General features: G+C 75.6%; 19 protein-coding genes and 2 pseudogenes. 12 read left to right on the top strand and 9 right to left on the bottom strand.

Annotated features, from left to right (window positions below; genetic code table 11):
* Positions 1-56: 56 nt before the first annotated feature.
* From GKE82_RS06840 to GKE82_RS06850, 3 genes are all read right to left on the bottom strand, one after another.
* A complete protein-coding gene (locus GKE82_RS06840; RefSeq protein ID WP_154732788.1) occupies positions 57-1,931 on the bottom strand; it encodes a hypothetical protein in 1,875 nt (624 codons plus the stop codon).
* A gap of 160 nt (positions 1,932-2,091) precedes the next feature.
* The gene (locus GKE82_RS06845) at positions 2,092-4,101 is read right to left on the bottom strand and encodes a hypothetical protein (protein ID WP_154732789.1); all 2,010 of its coding nucleotides are present in this window, start codon (positions 4,099-4,101) and stop codon (positions 2,092-2,094) included.
* Entirely contained in the window at positions 4,098-6,077 is a 1,980-nt protein-coding gene (locus tag GKE82_RS06850) for a PKD domain-containing protein (RefSeq protein ID WP_154732790.1), read from the bottom strand. The genes GKE82_RS06845 and GKE82_RS06850 overlap by 4 nt, the downstream gene beginning before the upstream one ends.
* A gap of 247 nt (positions 6,078-6,324) precedes the next feature.
* Between GKE82_RS06850 and GKE82_RS06855 the strand changes: the two genes are divergently transcribed.
* The 9 genes and pseudogenes from GKE82_RS06855 (at position 6,325) to GKE82_RS06895 (ending at position 16,236) form a co-directional block, all read left to right on the top strand.
* Positions 6,325-7,155: a substrate-binding domain-containing protein gene (locus GKE82_RS06855; protein ID WP_196189092.1), complete on the top strand. Its 831-nt coding sequence runs from the start codon at positions 6,325-6,327 to the stop codon at positions 7,153-7,155.
* Between the two features lies 1 nt (position 7,156).
* A complete protein-coding gene (gene pstC / locus GKE82_RS06860; RefSeq protein ID WP_230316110.1) occupies positions 7,157-8,134 on the top strand; it encodes a phosphate ABC transporter permease subunit PstC in 978 nt (325 codons plus the stop codon).
* Between the two features lie 272 nt (positions 8,135-8,406).
* Positions 8,407-8,826, top strand: a pseudogene (locus GKE82_RS30605) (ABC transporter permease subunit); the annotation flags it as partial.
* Between the two features lie 447 nt (positions 8,827-9,273).
* Entirely contained in the window at positions 9,274-10,017 is a 744-nt protein-coding gene (locus GKE82_RS30610; protein ID WP_107569805.1) for a phosphate ABC transporter ATP-binding protein, read from the top strand.
* Positions 10,014-10,742 (top strand): hypothetical protein, encoded by a 729-nt coding sequence (locus GKE82_RS06875; RefSeq protein ID WP_154732792.1) that lies wholly within the window; start codon positions 10,014-10,016, stop codon positions 10,740-10,742. The genes GKE82_RS30610 and GKE82_RS06875 overlap by 4 nt, the downstream gene beginning before the upstream one ends.
* Positions 10,739-11,728: a hypothetical protein gene (locus tag GKE82_RS06880; protein WP_154732793.1), complete on the top strand. Its 990-nt coding sequence runs from the start codon at positions 10,739-10,741 to the stop codon at positions 11,726-11,728. Before GKE82_RS06875 ends, GKE82_RS06880 begins: the two co-directional genes overlap by 4 nt.
* A complete protein-coding gene (locus GKE82_RS06885) occupies positions 11,725-12,141 on the top strand; it encodes a hypothetical protein (protein ID WP_154732794.1) in 417 nt (138 codons plus the stop codon). The genes GKE82_RS06880 and GKE82_RS06885 overlap by 4 nt, the downstream gene beginning before the upstream one ends.
* Positions 12,138-14,684, top strand: a complete 2,547-nt coding sequence (locus GKE82_RS06890; protein ID WP_154732795.1) for a lytic murein transglycosylase — start codon at positions 12,138-12,140, stop codon at positions 14,682-14,684. The genes GKE82_RS06885 and GKE82_RS06890 overlap by 4 nt, the downstream gene beginning before the upstream one ends.
* Before the next feature lie 22 nt (positions 14,685-14,706).
* The gene (locus GKE82_RS06895; protein ID WP_154732796.1) at positions 14,707-16,236 is read left to right on the top strand and encodes an alkaline phosphatase family protein; all 1,530 of its coding nucleotides are present in this window, start codon (positions 14,707-14,709) and stop codon (positions 16,234-16,236) included.
* 8 nt (positions 16,237-16,244) lie between these two features.
* Here the strand turns inward: GKE82_RS06895 and GKE82_RS06900 are convergent, their stop codons facing one another.
* The 6 genes and pseudogenes from GKE82_RS06900 to GKE82_RS06925 form a co-directional block, all read right to left on the bottom strand.
* Positions 16,245-16,430, bottom strand: coding sequence for a hypothetical protein (locus tag GKE82_RS06900; protein ID WP_107569433.1), 186 nt, complete (start codon positions 16,428-16,430; stop codon positions 16,245-16,247).
* Positions 16,427-17,647: a hypothetical protein gene (locus tag GKE82_RS06905; RefSeq protein ID WP_107569431.1), complete on the bottom strand. Its 1,221-nt coding sequence runs from the start codon at positions 17,645-17,647 to the stop codon at positions 16,427-16,429. The genes GKE82_RS06900 and GKE82_RS06905 overlap by 4 nt, the downstream gene beginning before the upstream one ends.
* A complete protein-coding gene (locus tag GKE82_RS06910) occupies positions 17,644-18,369 on the bottom strand; it encodes a DUF2334 domain-containing protein (protein WP_196189093.1) in 726 nt (241 codons plus the stop codon). The genes GKE82_RS06905 and GKE82_RS06910 overlap by 4 nt, the downstream gene beginning before the upstream one ends.
* Positions 18,370-18,381: 12 nt before the next feature.
* On the bottom strand, positions 18,382-19,443 hold the full coding sequence (locus GKE82_RS06915) for a glycosyltransferase (protein ID WP_255450868.1): 1,062 nt from the start codon (positions 19,441-19,443) through the stop codon (positions 18,382-18,384).
* Positions 19,444-19,539: 96 nt separating this feature from the next.
* Positions 19,540-20,253, bottom strand: a complete 714-nt coding sequence (locus tag GKE82_RS30615) for a glycosyltransferase (protein ID WP_154732798.1) — start codon at positions 20,251-20,253, stop codon at positions 19,540-19,542.
* Positions 20,157-21,857, bottom strand: a pseudogene (locus GKE82_RS06925) (glycosyltransferase); the annotation flags it as partial. The pseudogene GKE82_RS06925 and the gene GKE82_RS30615, both read right to left, overlap by 97 nt.
* Positions 21,858-22,077: 220 nt before the next feature.
* Between GKE82_RS06925 and GKE82_RS06930 the strand changes: the two are divergent.
* Genes GKE82_RS06930 through GKE82_RS06940 form a run of 3 tightly spaced genes read left to right on the top strand, consistent with a single transcriptional unit; the run spans position 22,078 to position 25,321 of the window.
* Entirely contained in the window at positions 22,078-23,514 is a 1,437-nt protein-coding gene (locus GKE82_RS06930; protein WP_199223969.1) for an MFS transporter, read from the top strand.
* Positions 23,511-24,086, top strand: coding sequence for a TetR/AcrR family transcriptional regulator (locus GKE82_RS06935; RefSeq protein WP_107569423.1), 576 nt, complete (start codon positions 23,511-23,513; stop codon positions 24,084-24,086). Before GKE82_RS06930 ends, GKE82_RS06935 begins: the two co-directional genes overlap by 4 nt.
* Before the next feature lie 11 nt (positions 24,087-24,097).
* Positions 24,098-25,321: a calcium-binding protein gene (locus GKE82_RS06940; protein WP_154732800.1), complete on the top strand. Its 1,224-nt coding sequence runs from the start codon at positions 24,098-24,100 to the stop codon at positions 25,319-25,321.
* The last annotated feature ends 88 nt before the right edge of the window (positions 25,322-25,409 follow it).

Here is a 25,409-nt window from a genome sequence, read left to right on the forward strand (position 1 = left end):
CGGCGGGGCGGGCGCGCGTGCGCGTCCGCCCCGCCGTCGGGGTGCTGCGGGTCCGGCTACTTCTTCTTGGCCGCCTTCAGCTTCTTCAGCGTCAGGGCCTTCGACTTCGAGGCCGCCGTGCCGCCCGTGGGCGTGTACGTGACCGCGACCGAGACCTTCAGGCCGGCCTTCTTCAGCAGCTTCTTCGCCGCCGAGGAGGCCTTGATCGTGAGCTTCACCGTGCCCGCCGCGCTGGCGGTCGCGGAGACGCTGCCGACGCGGACCGTCTTGCCCTTGACCTTCGCGGTCGCGACGGCGCGGACCGTGCCGGCCCCCGGGACCTGGATGCTCAGCAGCAGGTTCGTGCTGCTGACGCGACCCGAGGCGACGGTGAACACGTTGCTCGGCGCCTGCGGCGCCGGCTGCGGCGTGGTGCCGCCGGCCGCCGGGGTGGTCGGGGCGGGCGTGGCCGGCGCGGGCGTCGTGACGGGCGGGGTGGACGGCGCAACACCGCCGCCACCCGCCTGCTTGGCGTAGCTGATGGCGGCGACGCCGTCCTGGGCGATCGTCCGCAGGGCGGCCGGGAGCGGCGCGTAGTCCCGCGACGAGTTGTTGCCCTGGCCGAGCGCCGACACGGCAGCCGTCAGGTAGTCCTTCGCGGTCCGGGCCTTCGCCTCGTTGTCGGCGCTCGCCCCGTACGGCGCGGCATAGTCGTCCCACGCGAGCGCGTAGGTCAGGGAGCAGAGCGGGTAGACCGTCCCGGTCGAGCTCACCGTCGCGGAGACCGCGGCCCAGGACCCGAGCGTCGAGGAGGGCACCCCGGCGAACGTCACGCCGGCGCAACCGGCGCCGCGTGCGCCGACGTTCTGGCGCCAGGCCGTGGCGTCGGCGGTCGGCTCGTAGGCGGTGCCGTTGCCCTGGACGATCGGGGCCCAGAAGGTGTCGTCGGCGACGCTCGAGACCTCGAAGCCGCGTGCGCGGGCGGTCGAGACGTCCGCGTAGCCGATGCCGCCGTCGGTGGTGTTGAGGCGGTCGAGCAGCGGACCGTTGCCGTTGGAGGTGTTCTTGCAGAGGTTCGACGCGGCCGGGCACGGGGCGGCGGTGCTCTCGCCGACCGTGTTCGGCCACGAGGTGTTCGGGTTGGGGAAGAAGCTCGACCACGCCGGGCTGCGCGTGCCGTTGACCTTCGAGAGCCAGTCCTTCTGCACGAACGTGGTGCCCGAGTCGTCGAACCGGACGACCCGGCGCACCGGAACGGCGTTGCAGTCGTTGATGCCGGCGGCCGTCAGGACCGAGTCCGTCGGCGCGCCCGTGAGCGTCCCGCCGAGCAGCTCGCCCCAGGTGTCACCCGTGGAGTCGCCGTAGAACGCCTTCTCCAGCGCGACGGCGCTGAGCTTCACGCGCTTGCTGCTCTGGGCGACGTCGTTGGCCAGCGCGGCCGACGGGGGGGTGCAGCCGTCCGGGAAGTTCACGGCGATGACGTTCGCGCCGACCGCCACCGGGATCACGTGGAGGTCGCCGTTGTCGGCCGCGGTGACGTCGTTGCCCCCGCTGTCGATCGCGCCGCCCTCCATCTGGGCGGTCTGGGTGGGCGTCGGCGGCTCGTCCGTCGCGGCGATGCGCACCGCCGCGTCCCGGGCACCGGTCGGGTTCGCGGAGCCGCGCTCCCCGAACGAGCGGCGTCCCGCACCGGAGCCGGCGGGGTCGTACGTGACGGCGGGGGCGCTCGTCCCGCAGAAGTCCTCCGTGCGGAAGATCTGGGTGAAGCCCTGGTTGGCTCCGGCCTGGAACGACGCGCCCCGGGCGGTGATCGGCTGTCCGCCACAGGCGGCAGTGGTGAACGCCGCGTCGGCGGCGGGAGCGAGCGCGCCGGCGATGAGCGCCGAACCCGCGAGGGTCGTCAGGAGTGCTGCGCGACCCGTCGCGCGCCCCGTCGAGGGGAGCTGGAGCATGAGCGGAAGATGTCCTTTCGGGAACCGGTTGAGATGTGGCGGTGGCACCTCAGCGCCCTCCTGCTCGCTCCGCAATCCTGGTTCACAGGAGTGACACACGGTCGTCACAGGTCGGCCTCAGGTCGTTCACCAATCGGACACCAGCCGGGCACGCGAGGCGTCACGATCCCGCGCCTCGGTTCGTGCGCGAGGCGTTCGCCGGCCGCCGCGGGAGGCGGAAGATCCCGTCCGCCACGTCCGTCAGCGCGCGCACGCCGGCCTCCGCGGGCACGTACCGCAGGCGCACCGTCGCGGAGAGCCGACGGGTCCGTCGCAGTCGCGCGCGATCGCGCGCCGTGAGTCTCAGGCGAACGTCCAGTCGCCCGGGACGTGTCGCACGGCGCGTCGTCCGCGCGACGGTCCGCAACGGCCGTCCGGCGCGCGCGAACACGGTCAACGTCCCTGCGAAGGGCGCTCGTGCGCGAACGCGCAGGCGGCCGTCGCGCAACGACGTCACGGTCGCGTCGAGCGTCGGACCGCTCGGCTCCTCCTGCTGCGTGACCACGAGCGGCGCGCTCTCGGGATCGGCCGCGGGAGCCTCGGCCGGAACGTCGGCGGGGCGCACGGCGAGGAACGCGTCCGCGCGCTGGTTGCCGTCCCCGAAGAAGAGGTTGCTCGCGCCCGAGATGAACGCCACCGATCGCCCGTCGGCGCTCGGACTCGGGTTCGACTGGACGTCGGCGGACGGGTCAGCACCGCCGGCGCCGGTCACCGCACGTTCGATGGTCCGGCGCTCCAGGTCGACGTAGTACAGATCGCGGGTGCCGGCGACCTGGCGGACGACACCGATGGTCCCGAGCACCGGCAGGACGAAGCGGATGCGCGACGTGACGAGGAAGACGCCGCGACCGTCGGCGGTGATCGTCGCGCTCTCCATCGGCGAGGATTGCGCCCCGTCGTCGGGCTGTCCCTCACGGGTGAGCTCGACCGTCGCCGCCTTCCGGGAGGCTCCCGGGGCCATCGACGTGACGTACAGATCCAGTCCAGGGGTGTTGACGCTCGCCGGCCGGGCCCCGGCGCTCGCGAGGAAGGCGACCGTGCGTCCGTCGGCCGAGAGACTGGGAACCCGGGTCGTGATGTCCGAACGGCCCTGCTCGGTGTCGCTCAGCGGCCCGAAGCACGGACCGAGGGCGGTGGGATCGCTCGTCACCGTTTCGCCCGGCCCGCAGGCGGGATCGTCGGGATCGGCCAGGCCGGTGATCCGACGGGTCGGAGCGTCCGGCCCGTCCGCGACGCGCTGCCAGAGGTAGAACGGCGCCTGCGGATCCGCCTGCTCCCCCGCGATGAACCGCGTCTGCGCCGGGGCGTTGAAGCCGACCCAGGCCACCGTCGAACCGTCGGCGCTGATGACCGACGGTCCGGCGACGCCGCCCGCCGGACCTCCCGAGAGCGCGCGGGTCACCAGACGCGTCCGGCGCTCCCGCAGGTCACGGACGAGCAACTGATCGGGCGGCAGGTCGACGGACGCACGATCCGGCAGGTCGCTGGCGAGCTCGCCCGTGCGGAACACGACGGAGCGTCCGTCACCAGAGATCGCCGAGCCGGCGAACACCTCGGACCCCGGGTTGCGACCGGGGAGCGCCGGCGAGCGAGGTGCGTAGCTGGCGGGAACGTCCCCGCCGTCCTTGGCACTGGCCAGGACAAAGGCGTCCGGGGCGCGGACCGGCCGGTCCATGTCGCGGACGTAGACGTCGGCGTTGTCGTTCGTGTCGGCGGCGACGAGCTGCTGGTTGGTCGCGAACGCGACGAAGCGCCCGTCGTCGGAGACCGACGCGGACCGGGCGCCGCGCCGGACGAGCTCGCGGGTGCGCTCGTCGACGAGATCGCCGTCCGCGACCAGCTCCAGGTCACCGGTGGCGATCGTCCGGCGGAAGATGCCTCCGATCCTCGACCGCCCCGGCGGGTCGGGATCGTCGTCCGCGAACAGGTTCGTCGCCCGCGTGACGATGATCGCGTAGCGGGCATCGCGGGAGAGCGCGACCTGGGTGGTCACGTCGTCGGCCTGCTCGAGCCTCGCCTGCGAGGCGGAGAGGACCACCGCGCCCGGGGCGAACGGCGCGGCGACGGCCGCTGCCGGGGCGACCGCCGCGACGAGGGTGGCGAGGCCGACGAGGACGGCGCGCGGGCTCATCGCACCGTCACCGTCCGCCTGATGGTCCGTCGGTTGCCGACCCGATCGCGCGTGACGACGGTCACGCGAAAGCGTCCCGGCCGGCGGTAGCGATGCGTGATGTCCCTCACCCGTCCGCGCAGCCGACGGCCGTCTCCGAAGTTGATGACCGTCGCGGCGGCACTGACCCCGGAGCCCTCACCGGTCGGTCCGTCACCGATGGACACCGCCAGTCGGCGTCCGCGCCGGAGGACGATCGTGGCCGTCGGTGGCTGCCGGTCGACCATCAGCTCGGCCGGGAGGCTCTCGGTCTCCTGCCCGGCGCTGTCCCGGGCGATGACGACGAGGGTACGGCGGCCGTTGTCGAGCTGCCGCGCGTCGAGCGTGGCGCGCGTGCCGGCCTGATCGGCCAGCACCTGCTCGTCATCGACCGTGACGTCGTAGCGAACCCCACCGACCGCGTGCGCGGCGACGTCCCAGCTGACGCGGACCGCCGGCTCCCGCGTCCACCCGATCGGCGCCGAAGCGGCGAACTGGGTCGGGGGCGCATCGACGATCGCGGCCGCGATCTGCGTGGAGTCTCCTTCGCCCTGGACCCACGCGATCGCCGCGTCGCCGAGGCCGCTGCCCGCCGATCGCAGATCGCTGACGAAGCCACCCGCAGCAGCGCTCAGCGTCCGGGTCGTCGCCACGCCGTCGGCCCGCCGCTCGCGCGCCACGACACCGCCGACGCGGCCCTGCCTCGCCTTCCACGCCAGCGCGGCCGCTCCGTCGGGGGCGATCTCGACGACCGGGTCGCCGGAGACCGTGCTCGTGCCGTCGTCGAGCCGGCTGGCGGGCCCGGCCCCGCGGTCGTCGCCGCTGACGAGCAGCGAGGCGCGGCCCGCCGAGAACGCGTCGGCGACCGCGCCGGTGGCGGTCGTCGCGACCCGCACCGGTCCGGGGCTCTCGTCGAGGAATCGTCCGGGCTCCGGTCCGCCGTCCGCGAGACGGGCGCCGGCAAAGGCGCCGGCGGCCGGGCTGAACGACTCCGGGATCGCGTTCGTCCAGATCCGCGCCGCGCGCGTCGCGTCGGTCCCGGAGCCGAGCTCGCGGAATCCGACGACCGCCTGCCCGAACCCGGCGACGTCGAGGTCGAACTGATCGACGCGGCCGCGGACCGGCAACCCGTCCCGGAGCGAGGGACTCACCTGGAGGGTCGGCCCGAGCGTGCCGCCGAAGACCCGTCGTGCCCAGACCCGGTCGATCTGCGCGTCGTCGGGCTCGTGCCAGGCGACGACCGCGTTCCCGGCGACGTCGACGCCGACTCGCGGACGGTTCGCGTCGGTGGGGGTGGCCTGCGGTGCCGCCGGGTTGCGGTCGACAGGTTGGCCGACGACGGACCAGAACTGACCGCCGGTGCGGGCGACCCGGTAGTCCCCGTCGACGGTTCCGGCGGGCAGCGCGCCGCTGGTCTCGGCGGTCGCGTTGACGACCCGGTAGACGACGTAGGCGGTGCCCGCGCGGTTCATCGCGACCGCGGGGTAGGTCGCGATCGCCTCGCCGACGTTGAGGTCGACGGGGACCGGGGCCTGGAAGCCGGTGGCGCCGGGGTCGAGCGTGGCCGCGAACAGGCGGTCGGTGGCGACGCCGAACTCCTGCACCCAGACGACGACGAGCCGGCCGCCGCCCGCGGCGGCGATCGCCGGCCAGGAGGAGTCGAACCGCTGGCCGCGGTCGACGCGCACGGGCGCGGCCCACGTGGCCCCGTCGAACCGCGACGCGTAGACGTGCGTGCGCCCGTCCTCGTCGCGGCGGCGGAAGACGAGACCGCCGGTGCCGTCGGGGGCCATGGCGACGCCGCCGAGCTCGACGATCGCGGTGCTCGGCCCCGCGATCGGGGTGACGGGCGTGATCCGCGCGTCGGCGCGCGGCGGCGCCGTCGCCGCGAGGGCGAGCAGGGACCAGCCGAGGGTGAGGGCCGCCCGGCGGGCGGTGCGGTGCTGACCGGCACGCATGCGACGCGGGACCTTGGAGCGCCGCCGCCGGTCCGGTGTGAACGACTGGGGAAGTTCTGGTGAAGCGACGCACCGGATCGCGGACGTTCACCAGTTCTTCTCCAGACGGCCACCCGTTGTTCACGACCGCCACCCCGGGCCGTCCCAGACTTCCGCAGCCGTGCCGCCCGGAGCGCCGTCGCCCGTGCGCGCCGTCCGGTCCAGCCATCCAGCGCCATCCCACGTCCGACGAAGGAGTCACCGCACCGTGCGCCGTCCCCTCCCCGCCGTCCTGCTCGCGACCGCCGCGTGCGCCGTGCCCGCCGCCGTCGTCCCGGCGACCGCCCCGGCGGCCAAGCCGAAGATCACGATGAGCGGCTCGACCTCGATCAAGCCGCTCGCCAAGAAGCTGATCCAGGGCTACCTCAAGGCCTTCCCCGGCGCCGCGCAGTTCAGCCTCCTGCAGGGCGGATCGGACATCGGCGTCACCGACGTCGCGAAGGGCCGCGTGTCGATCGGCAACGTCTCGCGTGACCCGGTGCGCTCCGACCCGGGCGGCCTCGTCTTCAACAAGATCGCCCGTGACGGCCTGTGCATCGTCACGAACAAGAAGAACCCGCTGCCGAACCTCTCCCAGGCCGACGTGCAGGCGATCTTCTCCGGCAAGGTCAAGCGCTGGGAGGACGTCCCGGGCAGCACGGTCACCGGGATCATCAGCCTCTACGCGCGCACGCCCTCCTCGGGTACGCAGGACGCCTTCCAGAACATCTTCATGGGCCAGAACCTCCGCGTGTCCGCGGGCGCCCAGCAGAAGAAGGAGACCGGCCTCGTCCAGCAGGCGGTGGCCAGCGACGCGCGCGGCATCGGCTACCTGACCTTCGAGGCCGTGGCCGGCACGCACGCCGTCCCCTACAAGGGCGTCGCCTGCACGCTGCGCAATGCGAAGGCCGAGACCTACCCGGGCGTCCGCAACTTCTGGATGGTCACCCGCGGCAAGGCGGCCGGCGCGACCGGCAAGTTCCTGCGCTGGGTCAAGGGCAACGCGGCCGCGCAGCGGATCATCGCGTCCGAGTGGGTCCCGCTGAAGGCCGGGGCCTAGCTTGTCGTCGGGGGACCGACAGCTGGGCCGCTGGTCCGACCGGCGCGTCGGCGCGATCCTCGGCGGCGTCTCGTCGCTGGTGCTCGCGCTGATCGCCGGGATGATCGTCTTCGTCCTCGCGAAGGCGTGGCCGTCGTTCAGCGACAACGGCCTCTCCTGGTTCGCGGGCGGCCACGACGTCGACGTCGAGCTGCAGGCGATCTTCGACGGCTCCGTCGACGGCGAGTACACGCTGCACGCGTGGCCGCTGCTGTGGGGGACCCTGCTGACGACCGGCTTCGCGATGCTGATCGGGATCGTCTTCTCGACGCTCGCCGCGATCTTCCTCGTCGAGTTCGCCCCGGAGCGCGTGCGGCGCGTGATGGAGCCGGCGATCCGGCTCCTGGCCGCCGTCCCGTCGGTCGTCTACGGCCTGCTCGGCCTGCTCATCCTCGTCCCGTTCGTCAACGACCTCATCGGCGACGAGCGCCGCGAGAGCGTCGGGTTCGTCGTGCAGCTCAACGGCAACTCGCTGCTCGTCGGAACGCTCGTCCTCGTCGTGATGATCTCGCCGATCATGATCGCGATCATCGCGGAGGCCCTGCGCGGCGTCCCGAAGTCGTGGCTGGAGGGCTCCGCCGCGCTGGGCGTCAACCGCTGGCGCACGATCACGAAGATCGGGCTGCGGACGATCCGCCCCGCGATCGTCGCCGCCGCCGTGCTCGCCACCGCCCGCGCCCTGGGCGAGGCGATCATGCTCTCGATGGTCTCCGGGTCGCGCGGGTTCGCGCCCAACCCGCTCGACGGCCTCACCTTCTTCTTCGAGCCGGTCCGCCCGCTCGCCGCGACGATCGTCGACAACTCCGAGGGCCTCTCGCGCGGCACGCTCGGCGACACGCTCTACGCGTTCGGGGCCCTGCTGCTGATCTCCAGCGCGCTCCTGTCGATGGCCGGGTACGCCGCGAAACTGCCGATGCGCAAGTACGGGATCCGGTCCTGATGGCCGTCGCCTCCCCGCCCCCCTCGCAGCGGCCGCCCGCGCGCCGCACCCGCCCGGTCGAGTCCAGCGCCTCCTGGCCGCTGATCGACCGGCTCGGCCTCGCCGCCTGCTACGTCGCCGGGATCGGCCTGCTGCTGATCACCGCGACGATCCTCGTCTACCTCGCGATCCGCGGCGCCCAGTACCTCGAGCCGCGGCTGTTCGTCGAGTCGCCGGTCGCCGACAACGACCAGGCGAAGTCCGGTGGCTTCTTCGACCCGCTCGTCGGCACGATGCTGCTGACGACGATCGGCATCTCGATCGCCGCGCCGCTCGGCGCCGCGGTCGGCATCTGGCTCAGCGAGTACGGGCGCCCCGCGGGCCTCGCGCGCGCCGTCGAGTCGGGCGTCGAGGTCATCGCCGGCACCCCGAGCATCGTGCTCGCGCTGTTCGGCCTGACCGTGTTCAGCAACGGGATCTTCGCGCCGCTGAGCTTCACCTCCGAGGGCGGCGGCGTGTTCGGCCGCAGCTTCATCATCGCCGGGCTGATGATGAGCCTCATCGCGCTGCCGCTCGTCGTCGGCACGACCCGCGAGGCGCTGCAGCAGATCCCCTCGCACGTGCGCGAGGCCTCCTACGCGCTCGGCAAGACGCGCGCGGCGACGATCCGCCGGGTCCTGCTGCCCGCCGCCCGCCCGGGCATCGCGGCCGGCGCGACGCTCGGCATGGGCCGGATCATCGGCGACACCGCCATCGTCGTCGTGCTGCTCGGCGCGACCCTGGAGTTCGACCCCGCCGGCGAGACGCCGGTGATCTCGTTCCTCCAGGGCACCGGGTCGACGCTCACGAGCTACGTCTACACGAACTCCCCCGCGGGGGGACGGCAACGCGCCGGAGAAGGCCTACGCCGCCGCGTTCGTCCTGCTGCTCATCGTCCTGTTCCTGAACGCCGCGGTCACGCGCATCACGCGCGGCCGTGCGGAGTCGCCATCGTGGATCCGCTGATTCCCCCGCCCATCCGCCGCATCGGCACGACCCCCGACGCGGACGTCGTGCCGCGCGGCCCCGCGGCGCCCGCCGACCGCGGCGTCGTCCCCGCCCTCCCGGGCGAGGCGACCGCGACCGGCACGCCGAGCGCGCCCGCCTACGGGCGCGAGCGCATGCGCGTCGACGGCCTGACGATCGCCTACGGCGAGAAGGTCGCGGTCAACAACGTGACGATCCCCGTCCGTCAGGGCGAGGTGCTCGCGCTGATCGGCCCGTCGGGCTGCGGCAAGACGACGCTGCTGCGGTCGCTGAACCGGCTCACCGAGCTGACCGCGACCGCCACGCGCTCCGGGCGCATCCTCCTCGACGGCGAGGACGTCGACCTGCTGGAGGTCACGCGGCTGCGCCGCCGCGTCAGCATGGTCTTCCAGCAGCCCAACCCGTTCCCGATGAGCGTCTTCGACAACGTCGCCTACGCCCTGCGCGAGCAGGGCTCCAAGCGGCCCGGGAAGAAGGAGCTGCGCGAGCCCGTCGAGGACGCGCTGCGCCGCGCGGGCCTGCTGCGCGAGGTGCAGGACGACCTCGACCACCCGGCGCTGCGGCTCTCCGGCGGCCAGCAGCAGCGGCTCTGCATCGCCCGCGCGCTCGCCGCGCGCCCCGAGGTGCTGCTGCTCGACGAGCCGTGCTCGGCGCTCGACCCGCAGTCGACCGCGACGATCGAGGACCTGATCGTGCAGCTGCGCGAGGAGGTCGCGGTCGTGATCGTCACCCACAACCTCCAGCAGGCGCAGCGGATCGCCGACCACGTCGGCTTCATGTACCTCGGCGAGCTCGTCGAGTACGGCACCGCCGACCAGGTCTTCCACCGCCCGCGGGCCCGCCGCACCCAGGACTACGTCAGCGGGGAGTTCGGATGAGACGGGCCGTCGTGGGGTCGTGCGCGCTCGCGCTCGCCGTCCTCGCGGCGGGCTGCGAGTCCACCCAGAGCGTGTCCGCCCGGCTCGAGAAGGAGTCCAAGGCGACGCTGCTGAACCAGCAGGGCGTCACCGTGACCGGCGCGTCCAACCCGGACGTGCGGCTCGGCGAGCCGACCGTGCTGCAGGACGAGAACGGGACCGCGGTCGCCGTCGAGGTCCGCACCCGCGGCAGCCGCGCGCTCGCCCGCGTCCCGCTCGCCGTGACCGTCACCGACCCGGCCGGGCGGGCGATCGGCGCCAACGACGCGCCCGGGCTCGACCCGTCCCTCACCGGCCTGCCGGTGCTGCCCGCGGGCGAGCCCGTCCTGTGGGTCAACGACCAGCTGCTCACCGACGGCGAAGCCGCCGCCGCCACCGTGAAGGCCGGCGAGGCACGCCCCCGCAGCGGCGAGATCCCGCGGCTGCGGCTGACGCCCGGCGGCCTGCAGCAGGACCCCTCCAGCGGCGCGTCCGCGATCGGCCGCGTGACGAACGAGTCCACCGTCGAGCAGCGCAACCTCATCGTGACCGTGGCCGCGCGCCGCGGCGGACGGATCGTCGCCGCCGGACGCGGCCAGGTGCCGCGCCTGCGCGCGCGGGCGACCGTCGCCTACCAGGTGTTCTTCGTCGGCGATCCCGCCGGCGCGGAGCTCGAGACCTCCGTCCTCCCCACCGTGCTCCCGTGACCGACACCCACCTCCTGCACCAGCCGCGCCTGGGCCGTCCCGGCGAGACCTGCCGGTCCTGCTCGGCGCCGCTGGCGACCGACCAGCGCTACTGCCTGAACTGCGGGGCCCGTCGCGCCGACGCGCCGCTGCGGTTCCTCGACGAGCCCGGCACCGCCGCGGCGGTCGGCGGGCACGCCTCGCCGCCCGTGCCCCCGGACCCGCCCGGCACGCTGCGGCTCGCCGCCGCCGCCGTGCCGCCGCCCGCCGCGCGGCGCGGCGGGGTCCTCGCCTCGTCGGACCGCCCGGTGACGCTCGTCGCCGCGGCGGCGACGATGCTCCTGGCCCTCGGGGTCGGCGTGGCGATCGGCAACGCCGGCGACGGCGACGGCCAGCGGCCGACCGTGATCACCGTCGGTGGCGTCGCCGCGCCCGCCGCGGCCGTCGCGGCCGCCCCCACCGGGGCCGCGGCGCCCGCCACGTTCACCGCCGACTGGCCCGCGGGCACCGAGGGCTGGACGATCCGGCTGCAGACGCTGCCGAAGGACGGCACGACCCCGGCGGCGGTCGCCGCCGCGAAGGCCGACGCGACCGCCAAGGGCGCCCCGTCCGTCGGGGCGCTGGACACCGACGCCTACCCGTCGCTGGACCCGGGTGCCTATCTCGTCTACAGCGGCGTCTACGATGCGCGCAAGGACGCGCAGGCCGCGCTCGACGCCGTCACCGCATCGTTCCCCGATGCGACGGTCGTCCGGGTCTCGGCCTCCGCGGCTCAGGCCGCCGGGGGAACGGCCGACGACGAGCAGGACACCACCGAGGACGCGCCCGCCGCGGACCCGGAGGCCGCGCCGCTCGACGACACGCTGGGCCAGCAGGAGAACGCCGCACCCGAGACGTTCCAGAAGGAGAGCAAGAAGCTGCCGGACAAGATCCAGAGCGAGGGGCCGCCCCCCGCCAAGGACAGCAAGCCCGCCGGCGGCGGCAGCGACGCGGAGACCTTCGGATGAGCCCCCTGACCGACACCATGCGCACCGTCCGCGACCGGATCACCGGCGGCGTCCCGCCGGCCGGGCCCGACCCGCTGCCCCCGGGCGGCACCGCCGCGCTGACCCAGCCCGAGCTCGTCGCCCGCCGCGACGAGCTGGCCCGCGAGGTCGCCGAGCTGCAGTGGGACCTCGGCGGTCTCACCTACGAGATGGCGATCCGCGACCACTTCCGTCTCGACGTGCTCGTGCAGCGCGCCGCGCGCCTGCAGGAGGTCGACGCGCAGCTCGCCGAGGCCGAGCGGCTCGTGCGGCTCGAGGACGCCGGCGCCGCGGGCGCCTGCCCCAGCTGTGGAGGGCTCTACGCGCACGGCGCGGCCTTCTGCTGGCAGTGTGGGGCGCAGCTTCTGCCCACCGGTGTCACCATGTCGGCGTGAGCGACCGGTCCAGGATCACCGCAGGCCTCGCCGCGGCCGGTCTCCTCGGGGCCGCCGGGCTGGGTGCCGGGGTCGCGCCGTCGCTCGCCCAGGACGCCCCGACCGGGCCGACCGGGACGCCGTCCGCGGCGCCCTCGCCGACCGCCACGCCCGACGAGGGCCCCGCGGTCGTCGGCGCGCCCGACCCGACGCCTACCCCGCGCCCGGAGCGCGAGGACGAGCGGCCCGCGGTCGTCGGGACGCCCACCGCGAAGGACCGCGAGCGCGACCGTGCGCGCCGCGACACCGCGGAGCGTCGCGAGGCGGCCGAGCAGGCGGCGCAGGACGCCGCCGAGCAGGACGAGCGCACGCAGGACGAGACCGACGAGGCCGCCGACCGCGCCGCCGAGGAGCAGCGCCTCACCGGCGAGGGCCGCAACGCCGACGGCTCCCCGTCCACGGACAACCCGACGTTCACGCTCGCGCTACCGGGCGTCGCGCCCGAGGGCGTGCCGAACTTCCTGATCGAGAAGTTCCGGATCCCGCCGTTCCTGCTGCCGATCTACCAGGCGGCCGGGATCGAGTACGGGGTGCGCTGGGAGATCCTCGCGGCGATCAACGAGATCGAGACCGACTACGGCCGCAACCTCAACGTCTCCACGGCCGGCGCACTGGGCTGGATGCAGTTCATGCCCGCGACCTGGAAGGCCTACGGGGTCGACGCCAACCGCGACGGCGCGAAGGACCCGTACAACCCGGTCGACGCGATCTTCGCCGCCGCCCGGTACCTCAAGGCCGCCGGGGCCGACGAGGACATCCGCAAGGCGATCTTCGCCTACAACCACGCCGACTGGTACGTCGAGAGCGTCCTGATGCGCGCCCGGCTGATCGGCGGCCTGCCCGCCGACCTCGTCGGCTCGCTGACCGGCCTGACCCAGGGGCTGTTCCCGGTCGCCGCGAAGGCCACCTACGCCGACGACCTGTCCGAGCGCGAGGCGACGCAGCGCGTCCGCCGCGGCCGCAACGCCGCGCGGCTCGTCGAGTCGACCGCGGGCCGCCGCGGGATCGACGTGTTCGCGAAGGCCGGGTCGCCCGCCGTCGCGGTGCAGGACGGCGAGATCGTCCGCATCGGCCGGTCCGCGCGCCTGGGCCGGTTCGTGCAGCTGCGCGACGTCTACGGCAACACGTACACCTACGCGCACCTCGGCCGGGTCGCCGCCACGCACCTGGTGCCGCGCGAGGGCGAGCAGGACGCCGCCCGCCGCACCGGCCTGCGCGCACGGCCGCTGCCGCTGGACCCGGCGCCCGCCGCACCGGCGAGCACCGCCCCGCGGCCGAAGGCGTCCGTCCCCGCGTTCCGCACCCGCGGCGCGTCGGTCGCCCCGGCGGTGCCGGTCGCGCCCGCCCGCTCCGAGCTCGCCGAGAACCTCCGGGCCGCCCGGGCCGCCGGGGTCGCGACCACCGCGCTGCCGCCGACCGCCGCCGACGTGCCCGTCGCCACCGCGGACGCCCCCGCCGCCCCGGTGCGCGCCGAGGCCGCCGCGGGCAAGGAGCGGCTGTTCGCCAACCCGCAGCGGCCCGCCGCGTACCGCGCCGGCGGCGCGCGCCAGCTGGCCCAGTCCCCGGCCGACGCCGCGCCCGCGACCGAGGTCGACCCGGCCGTCGTCGGTGCCACCGGCCCGCAGGTCGCGCAGGGCACGAAGCTCGTCCGCGTCGCGCTCAAGGAGGGCTCGCGCGTGCTCGCCGGCTCCACCCTCGGCGTGCTCGCCCGTCCGACGCCGAAGGTCGCGTCGCACCTGCGGTTCGAGATCCGGCCCGCCGGTCGCGGCGCGCCGCGCATCGACCCCAAGCCGATCCTCGACGGCTGGAAGCTCCTGGAGTCCACCGCGGTCTACCGGGCCAAGGGCGAGAACCCGCTGTTCGGCCCGGACGCCAAGACCCCGTCGATCGGCCAGATCCTGCTGCTCGGCAAGGAGGCGCTGCAGCGGCGCGTCCTGGACAACCGGCGGCTGGACATCTACCCGTGCGGTCGCGACGACATCCGCGCCGGGGTCGTCGACCGGCGCGTGCTGGCGACGCTCGAGTTCCTCGCCGCCTCCGGCCTGGAGCTGGGCATCACCTCGCTGCGCTGCGGTCACGGGTATTACACAAGCTCCGGCAACGTCTCCGAGCACACTACGGGGACCGCCATGGACATCGCGACGGTCAACGGCATCCCGGTTCTCGGGCATCAGGGCGAAGGGTCCGTCACGGACCTCGTGATCCGCCGGCTGCTGACCCTGCAGGGCACGATGAAGCCGCACCAGATCATCAGCCTCATGGCGTTCGAGGGCACCGACAACACGCTCGCGCTCCCCGACCACGCCGACCACATCCACGTGGGCTTCCGTCCGCAGGTGGCTGGCACCGGTCAGCTGGGGCAGCAGATCGACGCGGTGCTGAAGCCGAACCAGTGGACCACGCTCATCGAGCGTCTCGGCCAGCTCGACAACCCCTCGGTCGCCACGGCGCCGTCGGACGTGTCGATCCCGGTCGCCCCCGTGCGCGCGGGCGACGACGGCTGACGCCCGGGCCGGACAGATCACGATGCACCGCGACCGTCCGCCGCTGGATGTCGTGCGCGCCTGGGCGGAGCAGCGCTTCCCCGACCGCGCGTGGCCCTGGGCGCCCACGACCGACCCGGACGCGCCCGACGGCGCCGGCCGTCCGGCGCGCCTGACGCTCTCGACCCGGGCGGCGGCGGGCGCCTCGGGCGCGGTGCTCGCGCTCGGGATCGGGATCGGCCTGGCCTCCGGGCCGGGACCGGACAGCTCGCTGGCCGCCACCGGCGACCCGGTGGTCGTGGTCGGTCCGGCGGCCGGACCGCTCGCCGCCGCGCCCGCTCCGGCGCCGCTGCTCGCGCCCGCCCCCGCGCCGACCCCCGCCCCCGGCACCGTCCCGGAGGAGCCGGCCCCCGCCACGGACGCGCCCGCGGTCACCGCCGACCCGGCCCCCGCCCCGGCGGTCGGCGCTCCGGCGACGGACGTGCCGGCCCCGGCGGCCGAGGAGCCCGCCGCCGACGAGGAGCCGACGGACGCCCCCGCCACCGACGAGGACCCCGCCACCGGGGACGTTCCGACCACCGCCGGCCCGGCGCGCCCGGCGCTCCCGACGGTCGGCAAGGTCACGGTCGTGTGGATGGCCGACGGGCGGTCGGAGCGCACCTTCGGCTCGGACTCCCCGATGCCGTACGTCGCGCGGACGCTCGCCGCCGAGGGGCTCGTCCTGCCGCGCTACCACGCGGTCACCCGCGGCGCGATCGGCAACGGCGTCGCGCTCCTGGGCGGCCTCGCCGCCACCCCGGAGCAGCTCGCCGGCTGCACGACCCCGACCGCGGGCACGTGCGTGCTGCCGGAGGCGACCCCGTCGCTGCTGAACCAGCTGACCGGCGCGGGCCGCACGTGGAAGGTCTACGCGGGCGCGCTCGGCGCCACCGGCGTGGACTCGTGCCGCGCACCGGAGCTCGACCGGCCCGACCCGGCGGGCCTACAGCCCCGCCCCGGGGACGCGTTCGCGACCGCGCGCGTCCCCGCCCTGTGGTTCGCCTCCGTCACGGCCGGGGCGGACTGCGGCAGCGTCGTCGACCTCGGCCAGCTCGACCGCGACCTCGCCGCCGGCGACGACGCGATCCCCGACTTCTCGCTCGTCGTGCCCGATGTCTGCGACAGCGGCATCGAGGTCCCCTGCCCGGACGGGCGCCCGTCGGGACCGGCGGCCGCCGACGCGTTCCTCGCGACGCTCGTGCCGAAGCTCACCAGCACGGCAGCCCACCGCAAGGACGGGCTCGTGATCGTCGTCTGGGACCAGGCGCCCGCGACCGGGCCGTTCGCCGACGCCCGCCCGTGCTGCAGCGGCCGCCCCGACGGCGTGCCGGGCGGCGGACGCACCGGCGCGGTCGTCCTCTCCCCGTTCGTGACCGCGGGCACGGTGCAGGACAAGCCCTACGACCACCTCGCGCTGCTCCGCACGCTCGAGGACCTGTTCGGCCTCGACCGGCTCGGGCTCGCCGCCGACCCGGCCGTCCAGGGCTTCGGCCCGAAGGTCCTGGCGGCCCCGGCCGCCGACGGCGACCGCTGAGGGGCCGCCTACTCGGTCGGCTCGGGCGGCGCGACGTCCGGCGCCACCGGCCCGTCCTCGTTGCGCTGGACCGCCCCCTGCACCTCCGGCGGGCCCTCGATCGCGTCGTTCACCTTCAGCCGGATGGTCTTGCCGTCCTTCGTCTTCAGCTCGAACGGCTTGCGGTCGTACGGGTCGCCGGGAATCGGGCTCATGCCGCCGAGGGTACCTCGACCAGCCCGGCCAGGAGGCAGGACCAGCCGAACCCGCGGGCCGCGAGCCCGCGCCCGTCCCGCGGGTCGTAGTACTCGCGCAGCCCGTCGCGCAGCGCCGCCTCCGTCAGGCCCGTCACGATCCGGTCGGCCTCCGCGCCGTGCCCGAGGTCGCGCAGCGCCGGGACCAGCCACCAGGCCGTGTTGACCCACGACGGGCCACGCCACGTGCGCCAGCGGTCGAAGCCGGGCAGGAAGCTCGGCTCGTCCATGCTGACCGACGGGATGCCGACGGCGGCGCGGTAGCGGCGCGGGTCGAGCAGGTGCTCCTCCACGAGCCGCCGGCGGACGTCCAGCGGCACGCCCGGGAGCGCCAGCGGCGCGAGCGCCGCCCAGGTCGACACGCGCACCGGCGTGCGCGCGCGACCCGCGAGGTGCAGGAACAGCCCGGTCGCCGGGTCGAGGCACTGCTCGCACAGCGCCTGCTCGACGCGGGCGGCGCGCGTCGCCCACCGCGCCTCGCCGCTGAGCCGCGCCATCGCGTGCAGGGACAGCGCGTAGGCGGTCGTAACCAGCACGTCGACGCAGTGGCGGTCGGTGGTCGCGGCGATGCGGTGCGCGTCCCAGCCCAGCCGCTGCCAGCGGCGCACGAGCCGGAAGTAGCCGGGCCGGTAGTGGACGTGCGGACCGAACACCGGGTCGTAGGCGGGCGCGTCGTCGAGGCCGGACTCGTCCGGGAGGACGATCGTCAGCAGCCCGTCGTCGCGCACGGAGCGGCGGGCCTGCAGCCAGTCCAGGTGCGCGGCGAGCGCGGGCAGCGCCTCGGTCGCGAAGCCCGGGTCCTCCTCGGCGCTCGCGCGCGCGACGTGCTCCCACGCCAGCGGCAGCAGCGGCGGGTCGATCGTCGTCGTGCGCCAGCTCCCCCACGACCGCTCGGTCGCGTAGAACGGGGCGCGCCGCCAGCCCGCGGGCGCATCCCAGAACACCGTGTGCGGCAGGAAGCCGTCCGGGTCCCCGGAGCGCAGGACCGTGCGCAGCTCCGCCCGGGCGCGGCCGCGGTCGTAGCGGCACCAGGCGATCGCGTGGAAGCAGGAGTCCCAGTGCCACATGTGGCGGTAGCGCGGCGTCGCCGGGACCGTGTAGGCGTACGGCACGCCACGCCGGACGCCCGTCCGCCAGTTGGCGCGCAGCGTGCGCTCGGCGAGCGCGTCGAGGCTCACGCCCCGCAGGCCAGCTCGTCGTAGGTGACCGCGACGCGCCGCCGCGCGCCGCGCAGCACCGCCTCGACGGCACCGATGTGGCGGGGGTGGTCGAGGTCGGCCGGATGGAGGTCCAGGCGCAGGACGTCCCCGGCGATCCCGGCGCCGGCGCGGACCACCAGCGGCGACAGCAGCCGCTTGGTGACCGAGGTCGTGCCGAGGCACAGCGCGGGGTTGAGCGTCGCCCGGCGGCCGCCGTCGTGGACGACGTGGGAGAGCGACGCCCACCACTCGAAGTGCGTGGCGAGCGTCGTGCGCAGCTCGTTCGTGTACGCGTAGGCAGGGGCGACGAAGCCGCGCGGCTCGACGCCCGCGAGGCGCAGGACGCGGCGCCCAGCGCGGACGGCGCGGCGCGTCTCGGCCTCGTCGAGCCCGACGAACTCGGCGGCGCGCCCCCCCTGCCAGCCGGCGAGCAGCTGCCGTCCCGGCGCACCCGGCTGGGTCTGGCGGTGCTGGAAGCCGTGCTGGGCGATCGCGTCGCCGAAGCGGCGCCGGTCGGCGAGCCAGTCGACCATCTCGGGGCGCCGGTCGTGGAACGGGTGCAGGTCGGGCGCCGGGATCACGAGCAGCGTGACGCGGTCGACGCCGTGGTCGTCGAGCCAGTCGCGGATCAGCGCGCAGCGCTCGTAGGTCGCGGGCTCGACGTCGTGGAGGGCGACGGCCAGGCGCAGCGGTCGCGTCACCCGGGCCATCGCTCAGACCGCCCGGACGCGGGGGCGACGGACGAGGTGGCGCAGCGTGTCGAGCTCGGCGGCGAAGACCTGCGGCCAGGCGTGGCGGCGGGCGAGGGCGGCCGACGCGACGTGGTCGGGCGTCGCGGCGCGCGCGGCGGCGATCGCGGCGGCGAGGCCGTCGACGTCCCCGGGCGCGTAGCGGTGCACGAGCGTGCCGCAGAGCCGGCCCGACGGCGCGGTCGTGCAGCAGACCGCGCGGGCGCCGCTGGCGGCCGCCTCGATCCCGACGAGGCCGAACGTCTCGTGCTCGCCGGGCATCACGACGCAGCGCGCGCCCGCGTACAGGCGCGCGAGCTCGTCGCGGTCGCCGACGAACGGCGCGAAGAGGACGCGGTCGGCGATCCGCAGCCGCGCGGCCCGCGCGGCGAGCCGCTCGCGCGCGGGACCCGATCCGACGAACCGCAGCGGCCACGGCTCGGCGCTGCGGGCGGCGGCCTCCAGCAGCGCGAAGACGCCCTTCTCGCGGGCGAGGCGGCCCACGTACACGGTCTCGTCTCCGCGCGGGACCTCGGGACGCGGACGGAACGCGTCGTGCAGGCCGAGCCGCAGCGGCACGTCGGCGGGGCGCCCGCAGTCGGCGGTGGTGTCGACCACCGACATGATCGCGTCGACCTCGCGCGAGGCGCGGCGCAGCCAGGCACGGAACAGCGGGACGTAGGCGCTCTGCGGGCCGGGGATGCCGGCGGCGTCGAGCTCGCTGGAGCCGTGGTGCACGGCCACGGCGAGCGCGCCGACCTCGTGGGCGACGGCGCTGACCCCACGGGGCGTCCAGAACGGGTCGTGGAGCAGCACGACGTCGGGTCGCAGGTCGCGCAGCGTGCGGCGCAGCCCGCCGCCGCCGAGCGGGATCCGGTAGCCGTTGGAGGTGGCCAGGCGCACCGCGCGCAGCTCGTGGCGCCCCCGGCGTGCCGCTCCACCGGCCCGGGGGTGATGAGGTGGTGCTCGACGTCCGGGTGGTCGGCGAGCTGCGCGACCTTCGCGTCGAGGTAGGTGCGGATCCCGCCGCTGCGCTCCCCGTACCAGAGCGCGACGTCGACGACACGCAGCGGCCGGTCGGGAACCAGCGCGAGGTGGCGGCGGGGCCCCTCGTCGTGGTCCCCGCCGAGGAGCCTGCCGGCCTCAGGCGACACGGCGGCCGGTCTCGTCGCGGGCGACGCCGCCGACCTGCAGCGCGCGGTGGTAGCCGGCGGCGAGGCGGCCGAGCGCCGCGTCCCAGGTCCGCTCGCGGACGGCGGCGAGGCCGTTGCGGGCGAGCCGCTCGCGCATCAGCGGGGCGTTGGCGAGCTCGTTGACCGCGGCGGCGAGCGCGTCGGCGTCGTGGTCGCGCAGCAGGCCGGTGACGCCGTCCTCGACGATCGAGCACGGGCCGCCCTCGTTCACCGCGACGACCGGCAGGCCGCTGGCCTGCGCCTCGAGCAGCACCTGGCCGAACGTGTCGGTCCGCGAGGCGAACAGGAAGACGTCGGCGCTGGCGTACGCGCGGGCGAGCTCCTCGCCCTCCAGCCAGCCGAGGAACGTCGCGTGCTCGCCGGGCGCGCGCGCAGCTGGTGCTCCTCGGGGCCGCCGCCAGCCAGGTTCAGGTGCAGCCGCGGGTTGGTCTCGCGCGCCCGCAGGAACGCGTCGGCGAGGAGGTCGGCGCCCTTCTCCTTCGTCTGCCGCCCGACGTAGAGGACGTTGATCGCGTCGCTGCCGAGCAGGCCCGAGGTCCGCTTGGCCGGGTCGAACCGGGCGATGTCCACGCCGCGGTCCCAGCGGCCGATGCGGCTGTCGGCGATCCCCATGCCGCGCAGCACCTCGTCGCTGGCGGGCGACGGGGTGAGCACGTGATCGCACTGCCCGTAGAAGGCGGCGATCGCGGCGCGGGCGCCGTGCTCCAGCAGCGGGTCGGCGGTCCGCAGGCCGGCGTACGCGGCGAGCTCGGTGTGGTAGCTGCCGAGGACCGGCAGCTCCATGATCCGCGCGACGAGCGCCGCGGCGATCCCGGCCGGGCCGGGCGAGCAGAGGTGCACGAGGTCGTAGCGGCCCTCGGCGAGCGTCTCGACGACCGCGGGCAGCGACGGCACTCCGACCTGGAGGCCGGCGTAGAACGGGATGTCGATCTCCGCGACCGCGCTGAGGCGCCGGTCGGTGTTGTGGTCGGTGCCGACGACCTCGACCTCGAAGCCGGGGACGCCGCGCTCGCGGATCTCGTCGAGGGTGTGCGTGACGCCGTGCATGCCGCCGACGGCGTCGGCGACGAGGGCGACGCGCAGCGGCTCGTTCTCGCGGTGGACGAGCTTGGCCTTCTCCTTGCCGAGGAACGCGGTGGCGGGCGCGTAGGGGATCGCGGCGACGCACGCGTCGAAGAACCCGCTCGCCGCACCGAGGTAGTCGGCGGCGCGCTTGGACGGGTCCGACGTCAGCGCGACGACCGCGTCCACCTGGCGCGCGAGCTTGCGCTCGTGCGCGCGGCGGGCCTTGCGATACAGGTCGGCGTGGCTGAAGTCCTCGTCCTGGAGCGTGGCGAGCAGCTCGGCCTCGGTGCCGTCGAACTCGATCGCGTCGAGCCAGGCGCGCAGCAGCGCGCGGGCGTCCTGGGGGCCGAGGTCGGCGCCGACGGCGGCACCGGAGCGGGCGTCGCCCTCGCGCATGACCCGCTCGATCATGGTGAGGACGATCTGCGGGTTCGGGGCGGGCTCGTCGTCGGTGGGGACGCCGAGCGCGCGGGTGGCGAGGCCCATCGCGGCGTGCGCCCACTTCGCGGCGCTGCCCTGCTCGCCGCGGGCGGTCGCGCGGCCGGCGCGGATGTGGGCGAGGAACTCCTCGACGGTCGCGCAGTACGGGGTCTCGGTGAAGGTGCGGCCGATGTCGACGCCGGCGTGGTCGTCGGAGCCGCCGATGCCGGTGCCGCCGTGCGTCTCGATGTAGACGGCGGCGGGCGCGTTGAGCTCGCGGGCGCGGCTGCCGTTGCGGGTCTCCCAGATCGGGAAGAGCTGGGCGAGGCGGCGGCGGTGGCGCGGGGTGAGCGGCGCCTCGACCGCGTAGAAGGGATGCGCGAGCGCGCAGGTGATGCCGTGCTCGTGCAGGTACTCGGCGACCTGCTCGACGTCCGTGTTGTGGGCCTGGATCCACTCGTGGTCGTCCGGCGTGATCCCGAGGCAGAGGACGTGGACGGCCTGCGGCTCGCCCTTGAACCAGAGCGTGGCCTCCTCGCTGAGGAAGACGCGCGGGTCGTCGGCGATCTGCAGGGCGCCGTCGATCGTGTCGTGGTCGGTGATGGTCACGAAGTCCATCCCGCGGCGCGTGGCGAGCTCGAGCACGTCCTCGGGGGGCGTGGCGCACTCGGGCAGGCCGAGCGAGCGCTGGACCCCGAGCTTGCTCAGCACGCTGGCGGTGCTGTGGCAGTGGAGGTCGGCCCGGCTCGTGCGGTGGAGCGTCATCGGTGCGTCTCCTGTCATCTGGTCGGTGGTGATGGGGCGCAGGTTCCTCCGGCTACGCAGGGCGTTTGTGAAGCGGCTGCCACCAGCCCGTGACCAGGCGGTGAACGCGGCGGGCCCGAACGGTTCCGCCGCGACGGGGAACCGGACGCCGGAGTCCACTTCCCGTTAACATCCGGACTCCGCAGTCCGCTTCCCCCTCGGAGTCCCCGTGTCCCCCCACGCCCCCCGCCCCAAGCCCATGCGCAGCCTGCTCGTCCTGAGCATGGCCGCCGCGACCTTCGCGCTCGCCCAGTCGACGCTCATCCCGGCGCTCACGACGCTGCAGGAGGAGTTCGGCACCGACGCCGCCGGGGTCGCCTGGGTGCTCACCGGCTACCTCGTCACCGCCGCCGTCTTCACCCCGATCATGGGCCGCCTCGGCGACATGTTCGGCAAGCGCCGCCTGCTCGTCATCTCGCTCGTCGCGTTCGCCGCCGGGTCGGCGCTGTCGGCCCTCGGCTCGACGCTCGAGGTCGTCGTCGCCGGCCGCGTCCTGCAGGGCGTCGCCGGCGGGGTGTTCCCGCTCTGCTTCGGGATCATCCGCGACGAGTTCCCGCGCGAGAAGGTGCCGTCGAGCATCGGCCTCATCGCCTCGATCGCGGGCATCGGCGGCGGCATCGGCATCGTCGGCGGTGGCCTGCTCGTCGACCAGGCCTCCTACCACTGGATCTTCTGGGTCGCCGCCGCGCTCGCGGTCGTCTCCGCCGTCGGCGCGCAGCTGCTCGTCCCCGAGTCCCCGGTGCGCAGCCCCGGCAAGGTGGACCTGCGCGGCGCCGCGATCCTCTCCGTCGGGCTCGTGCTGCCGCTGTTCGCCGTCTCGCGCGCGACGACCTGGGGCTGGACCGACAGCCGCCTCGTCGCGCTCGTGCTCGCCGGGCTCGCCGTGCTGGCGGTCTGGTACCGCGTCGAGGCGCGCACCGCGCAGCCGCTCGCCGACGTCGAGACGCTGCGCAGCCCGCCGATCCTGATGACGAACGTCGCGACGTTCCTCGTCGGCTTCGGCATGTTCGGCTCGTTCATCCTCGTGCCGCAGCTCGCGCAGAGCCCGGAGTCCAGCGGCTACGGCTTCGGTCTCGACGCCACGCAGGCCGGCCTGCTGCTCCTCCCCGGATCGCTGTCGATGCTGGTGACCGGCCCGTTCGCCGGTGCCCTCGCGGGCCGGGTCGGGCCGCGCGTGCCGCTCGTCATCGGCGGCGCGCTCTCCACCCTCGGGCTCGTGCTGCTCGGCGTCGCGCACGGCAGCGAGCTGCAGGTGCTGCTGTTCGGCTGCGTCCTGTTCACCGGAATCGGCTTCGCGTTCGCGGCGATGCCCAACCTGATCGTCGCCGCCGTCCGTCCCGACCAGACCGGCGAGGCGACGGGCTTCAACGCGCTCGTGCGCTCCGCGGGCGCGTCGCTGGGCTCGCAGGCCGCGGCGTCGATCCTCGCCGGCAGCGCGCTCGCCGGGACGGTCGTGCCGCAGGAGTCGGGGTTCACCACCGCGTTCCTCGTCATGGGCGGCGTGGCGGCCGTCGCGACCGCGGTGTCGTGCGTGATCCCGGAGCCCGGGCGCTCCCGTGCGGGCGTCGGCCTCGCCGAGGAGCTGGCGGCGACGGCGCCGCTGGCCGAGCGGCCTGCCACCCTGTCGAGGGCATGAGCACGTCGCCGACCCCCGTCCGCAAGCGCGCCGACGCGGTCCGCAACCGCGAGGCCGTCGTCCGCGCCGCGACCGAGCTGTTCACGCGCGAGGGTCCGGACGTCGGCGTCGACGCGATCGCCGCGCGCGCCGGGGTCGGCAAGGCGACGGTCTACCGGAGCTTCCCGACGAAGGAGCACCTCGTCGCCGCGGTCGCCGCCGAGCGGCTGCGGTGGATGGCGACGATGACCGACGAGTGGTCGGCCGACGCGTCGGTCGACGGCTGGACCGCGCTGCGGGAGGTCCTGCGCGCCGCGGCGGGCAGCCGCGCGCGCGGCCTGCTCACCCACGGGCTGATCAGCGACTGCGACGACCCCGAGCTCGTCGCCGCGAAGGCCGAGTCGACCGCCGCGGGCCGGCGGCTGCTCGCCCGCGCACAGGCGGACGGCTCGGTGCGCGCCGACGTCGCCCACGAGGAGATCGCGACGCTCTTCCGCGGCCTGACGCTCGCGCTCACCGAGCGCGGCGAGCGCGACGTCGCCGTCTGGCTGCGGCACGCCGACCTGCTCGCCGACGCCGTCCGCGCGCGGTAGCCGCCCGGCCGGTGCGCCACCCGCGTCCGCTCGCCCGGGCCGTCGCCATGGCGGCCGTGTGGCTCGTGGCCGGGACGGGCACCCCGCACGCGGTCGCCGCCCCGCTGCACGCGCGGGCGGGGTCGCCGGTCGTCGCCCCCGCCGCGCCGTCCCCCTCCGTCGCCCGGCGGGCCGCACCGGCGCCCGCCGCCCGCGTGCGGCTGGTCGTCGTCCGTGGCGGGGCGGGGGACGCGCCGGGCGCCGCCGTCCGCCGACGGGAGCTGCGCATCCTCGGGACGGCCGGCCGCGACGCCGTGACGGTCACCCGCCACGGCGGACGGCTGCTCGTCACCGCCACGCGCGGGCGGCTCGCGGCGGGCGACGGCTGCCGGGCGGCCTCCGGCGCCGCGGGTCACCGCGGGCGCGCGGTGTCGTGCCCGGCGGCGTCGCGGCTGCGCGCGGCGTTGCTGGGGGGCGACGACGCCCTGACGGTCACCGCCGCCGCGCGCCTGGCCGTCCGCGCGGTCGACGGCGGCCCGGGCGCCGACGTGCTGGCCGACCGCTCCCCGCACTGCGACCCTGCGTGCGCGACCGCCACGGGCGCGGGCCTGCACGGGGGCGCGGGCGACGATCGCCTGCACGGCCCGCGACTCGACGGGGGACCGGGCGCCGACCGGCTCACCGGCACCCCCGGCGACGACGTCCTCTCCCCCGGCCCGGGACGCGACACGGTCCGGGCCGGCGCCGGGGACGACCTCGTCCGCGGCCCCGCCGCCGGCGCCCGCGTCGACGCGGGTCCCGGCGACGACCGCGTCGCCCTGACGCTGGCCGACCCCGGGGCACCTCGCACCGCGACGAGCACGCTCGGCTGCGGTCCCGGCGCGGACACCGTCGACGGGCCGGCGGTCGGGGACCTCCTGCGCGCCGACTGCGAACGCGTGCGCGGCATCGCCGACCTGCGCGAACGCACGACGAGCGCCGACCGCCGCACCCTCACGCTGCGGTTCGCTCCCGGCGAGGACCCGCGCGCACCGGCCTGCGGGGTGCAGGTCGTCGTCCTGTCCGACGCGGCGTCGACCGCGCCGCTGGGGCTGGCGGAGGGGCCGCTGGATCGCGGCGCGGGCACGATCGCGATCCCGCTCGCGGTCCCCGCCCCCGCCGCCGTGACGCTGCGCCTGCGGCTGTCCGTCTGCCCCGACGTCGCCGCGGGTGTGGACGCGACGACGAGCGGCCCGTTCTCGGTCGAGCTCCCCTGAACGCGCCAACATGGCGGATAGGCGCTCGAAAAGCGTCTCCGCGGAGGCGTCCGGTGGGCGAACGAGGACAGGTACTGACCGCGTTCCC

Source organism: Conexibacter sp. W3-3-2 (assembly GCF_009707605.1).
GTDB lineage: Bacteria > Actinomycetota > Thermoleophilia > Solirubrobacterales > Solirubrobacteraceae > Paraconexibacter > Paraconexibacter algicola.

What these genes read in the sequence shown, in the direction of transcription:
- GKE82_RS06840 (WP_154732788.1), bottom strand. Translation starts at nt 1,931, where the DNA reads ATGCTCCAGCTCCCCTCGACGGGGCGCGCGACGGGTCGCGCAGCACTC.
- GKE82_RS06845 (WP_154732789.1), bottom strand. Translation starts at nt 4,101, where the DNA reads ATGAGCCCGCGCGCCGTCCTCGTCGGCCTCGCCACCCTCGTCGCGGCG.
- GKE82_RS06850 (WP_154732790.1), bottom strand. Translation starts at nt 6,077, where the DNA reads ATGCGTGCCGGTCAGCACCGCACCGCCCGCCGGGCGGCCCTCACCCTC.
- GKE82_RS30610 (WP_107569805.1), top strand. Translation starts at nt 9,274, where the DNA reads ATGCGCGTCGACGGCCTGACGATCGCCTACGGCGAGAAGGTCGCGGTC.
- GKE82_RS06875 (WP_154732792.1), top strand. Translation starts at nt 10,014, where the DNA reads ATGAGACGGGCCGTCGTGGGGTCGTGCGCGCTCGCGCTCGCCGTCCTC.
- GKE82_RS06885 (WP_154732794.1), top strand. Translation starts at nt 11,725, where the DNA reads ATGAGCCCCCTGACCGACACCATGCGCACCGTCCGCGACCGGATCACC.
- GKE82_RS06895 (WP_154732796.1), top strand. Translation starts at nt 14,707, where the DNA reads ATGCACCGCGACCGTCCGCCGCTGGATGTCGTGCGCGCCTGGGCGGAG.
- GKE82_RS06900 (WP_107569433.1), bottom strand. Translation starts at nt 16,430, where the DNA reads ATGAGCCCGATTCCCGGCGACCCGTACGACCGCAAGCCGTTCGAGCTG.
- GKE82_RS06930 (WP_199223969.1), top strand. Translation starts at nt 22,078, where the DNA reads ATGCGCAGCCTGCTCGTCCTGAGCATGGCCGCCGCGACCTTCGCGCTC.
- GKE82_RS06935 (WP_107569423.1), top strand. Translation starts at nt 23,511, where the DNA reads ATGAGCACGTCGCCGACCCCCGTCCGCAAGCGCGCCGACGCGGTCCGC.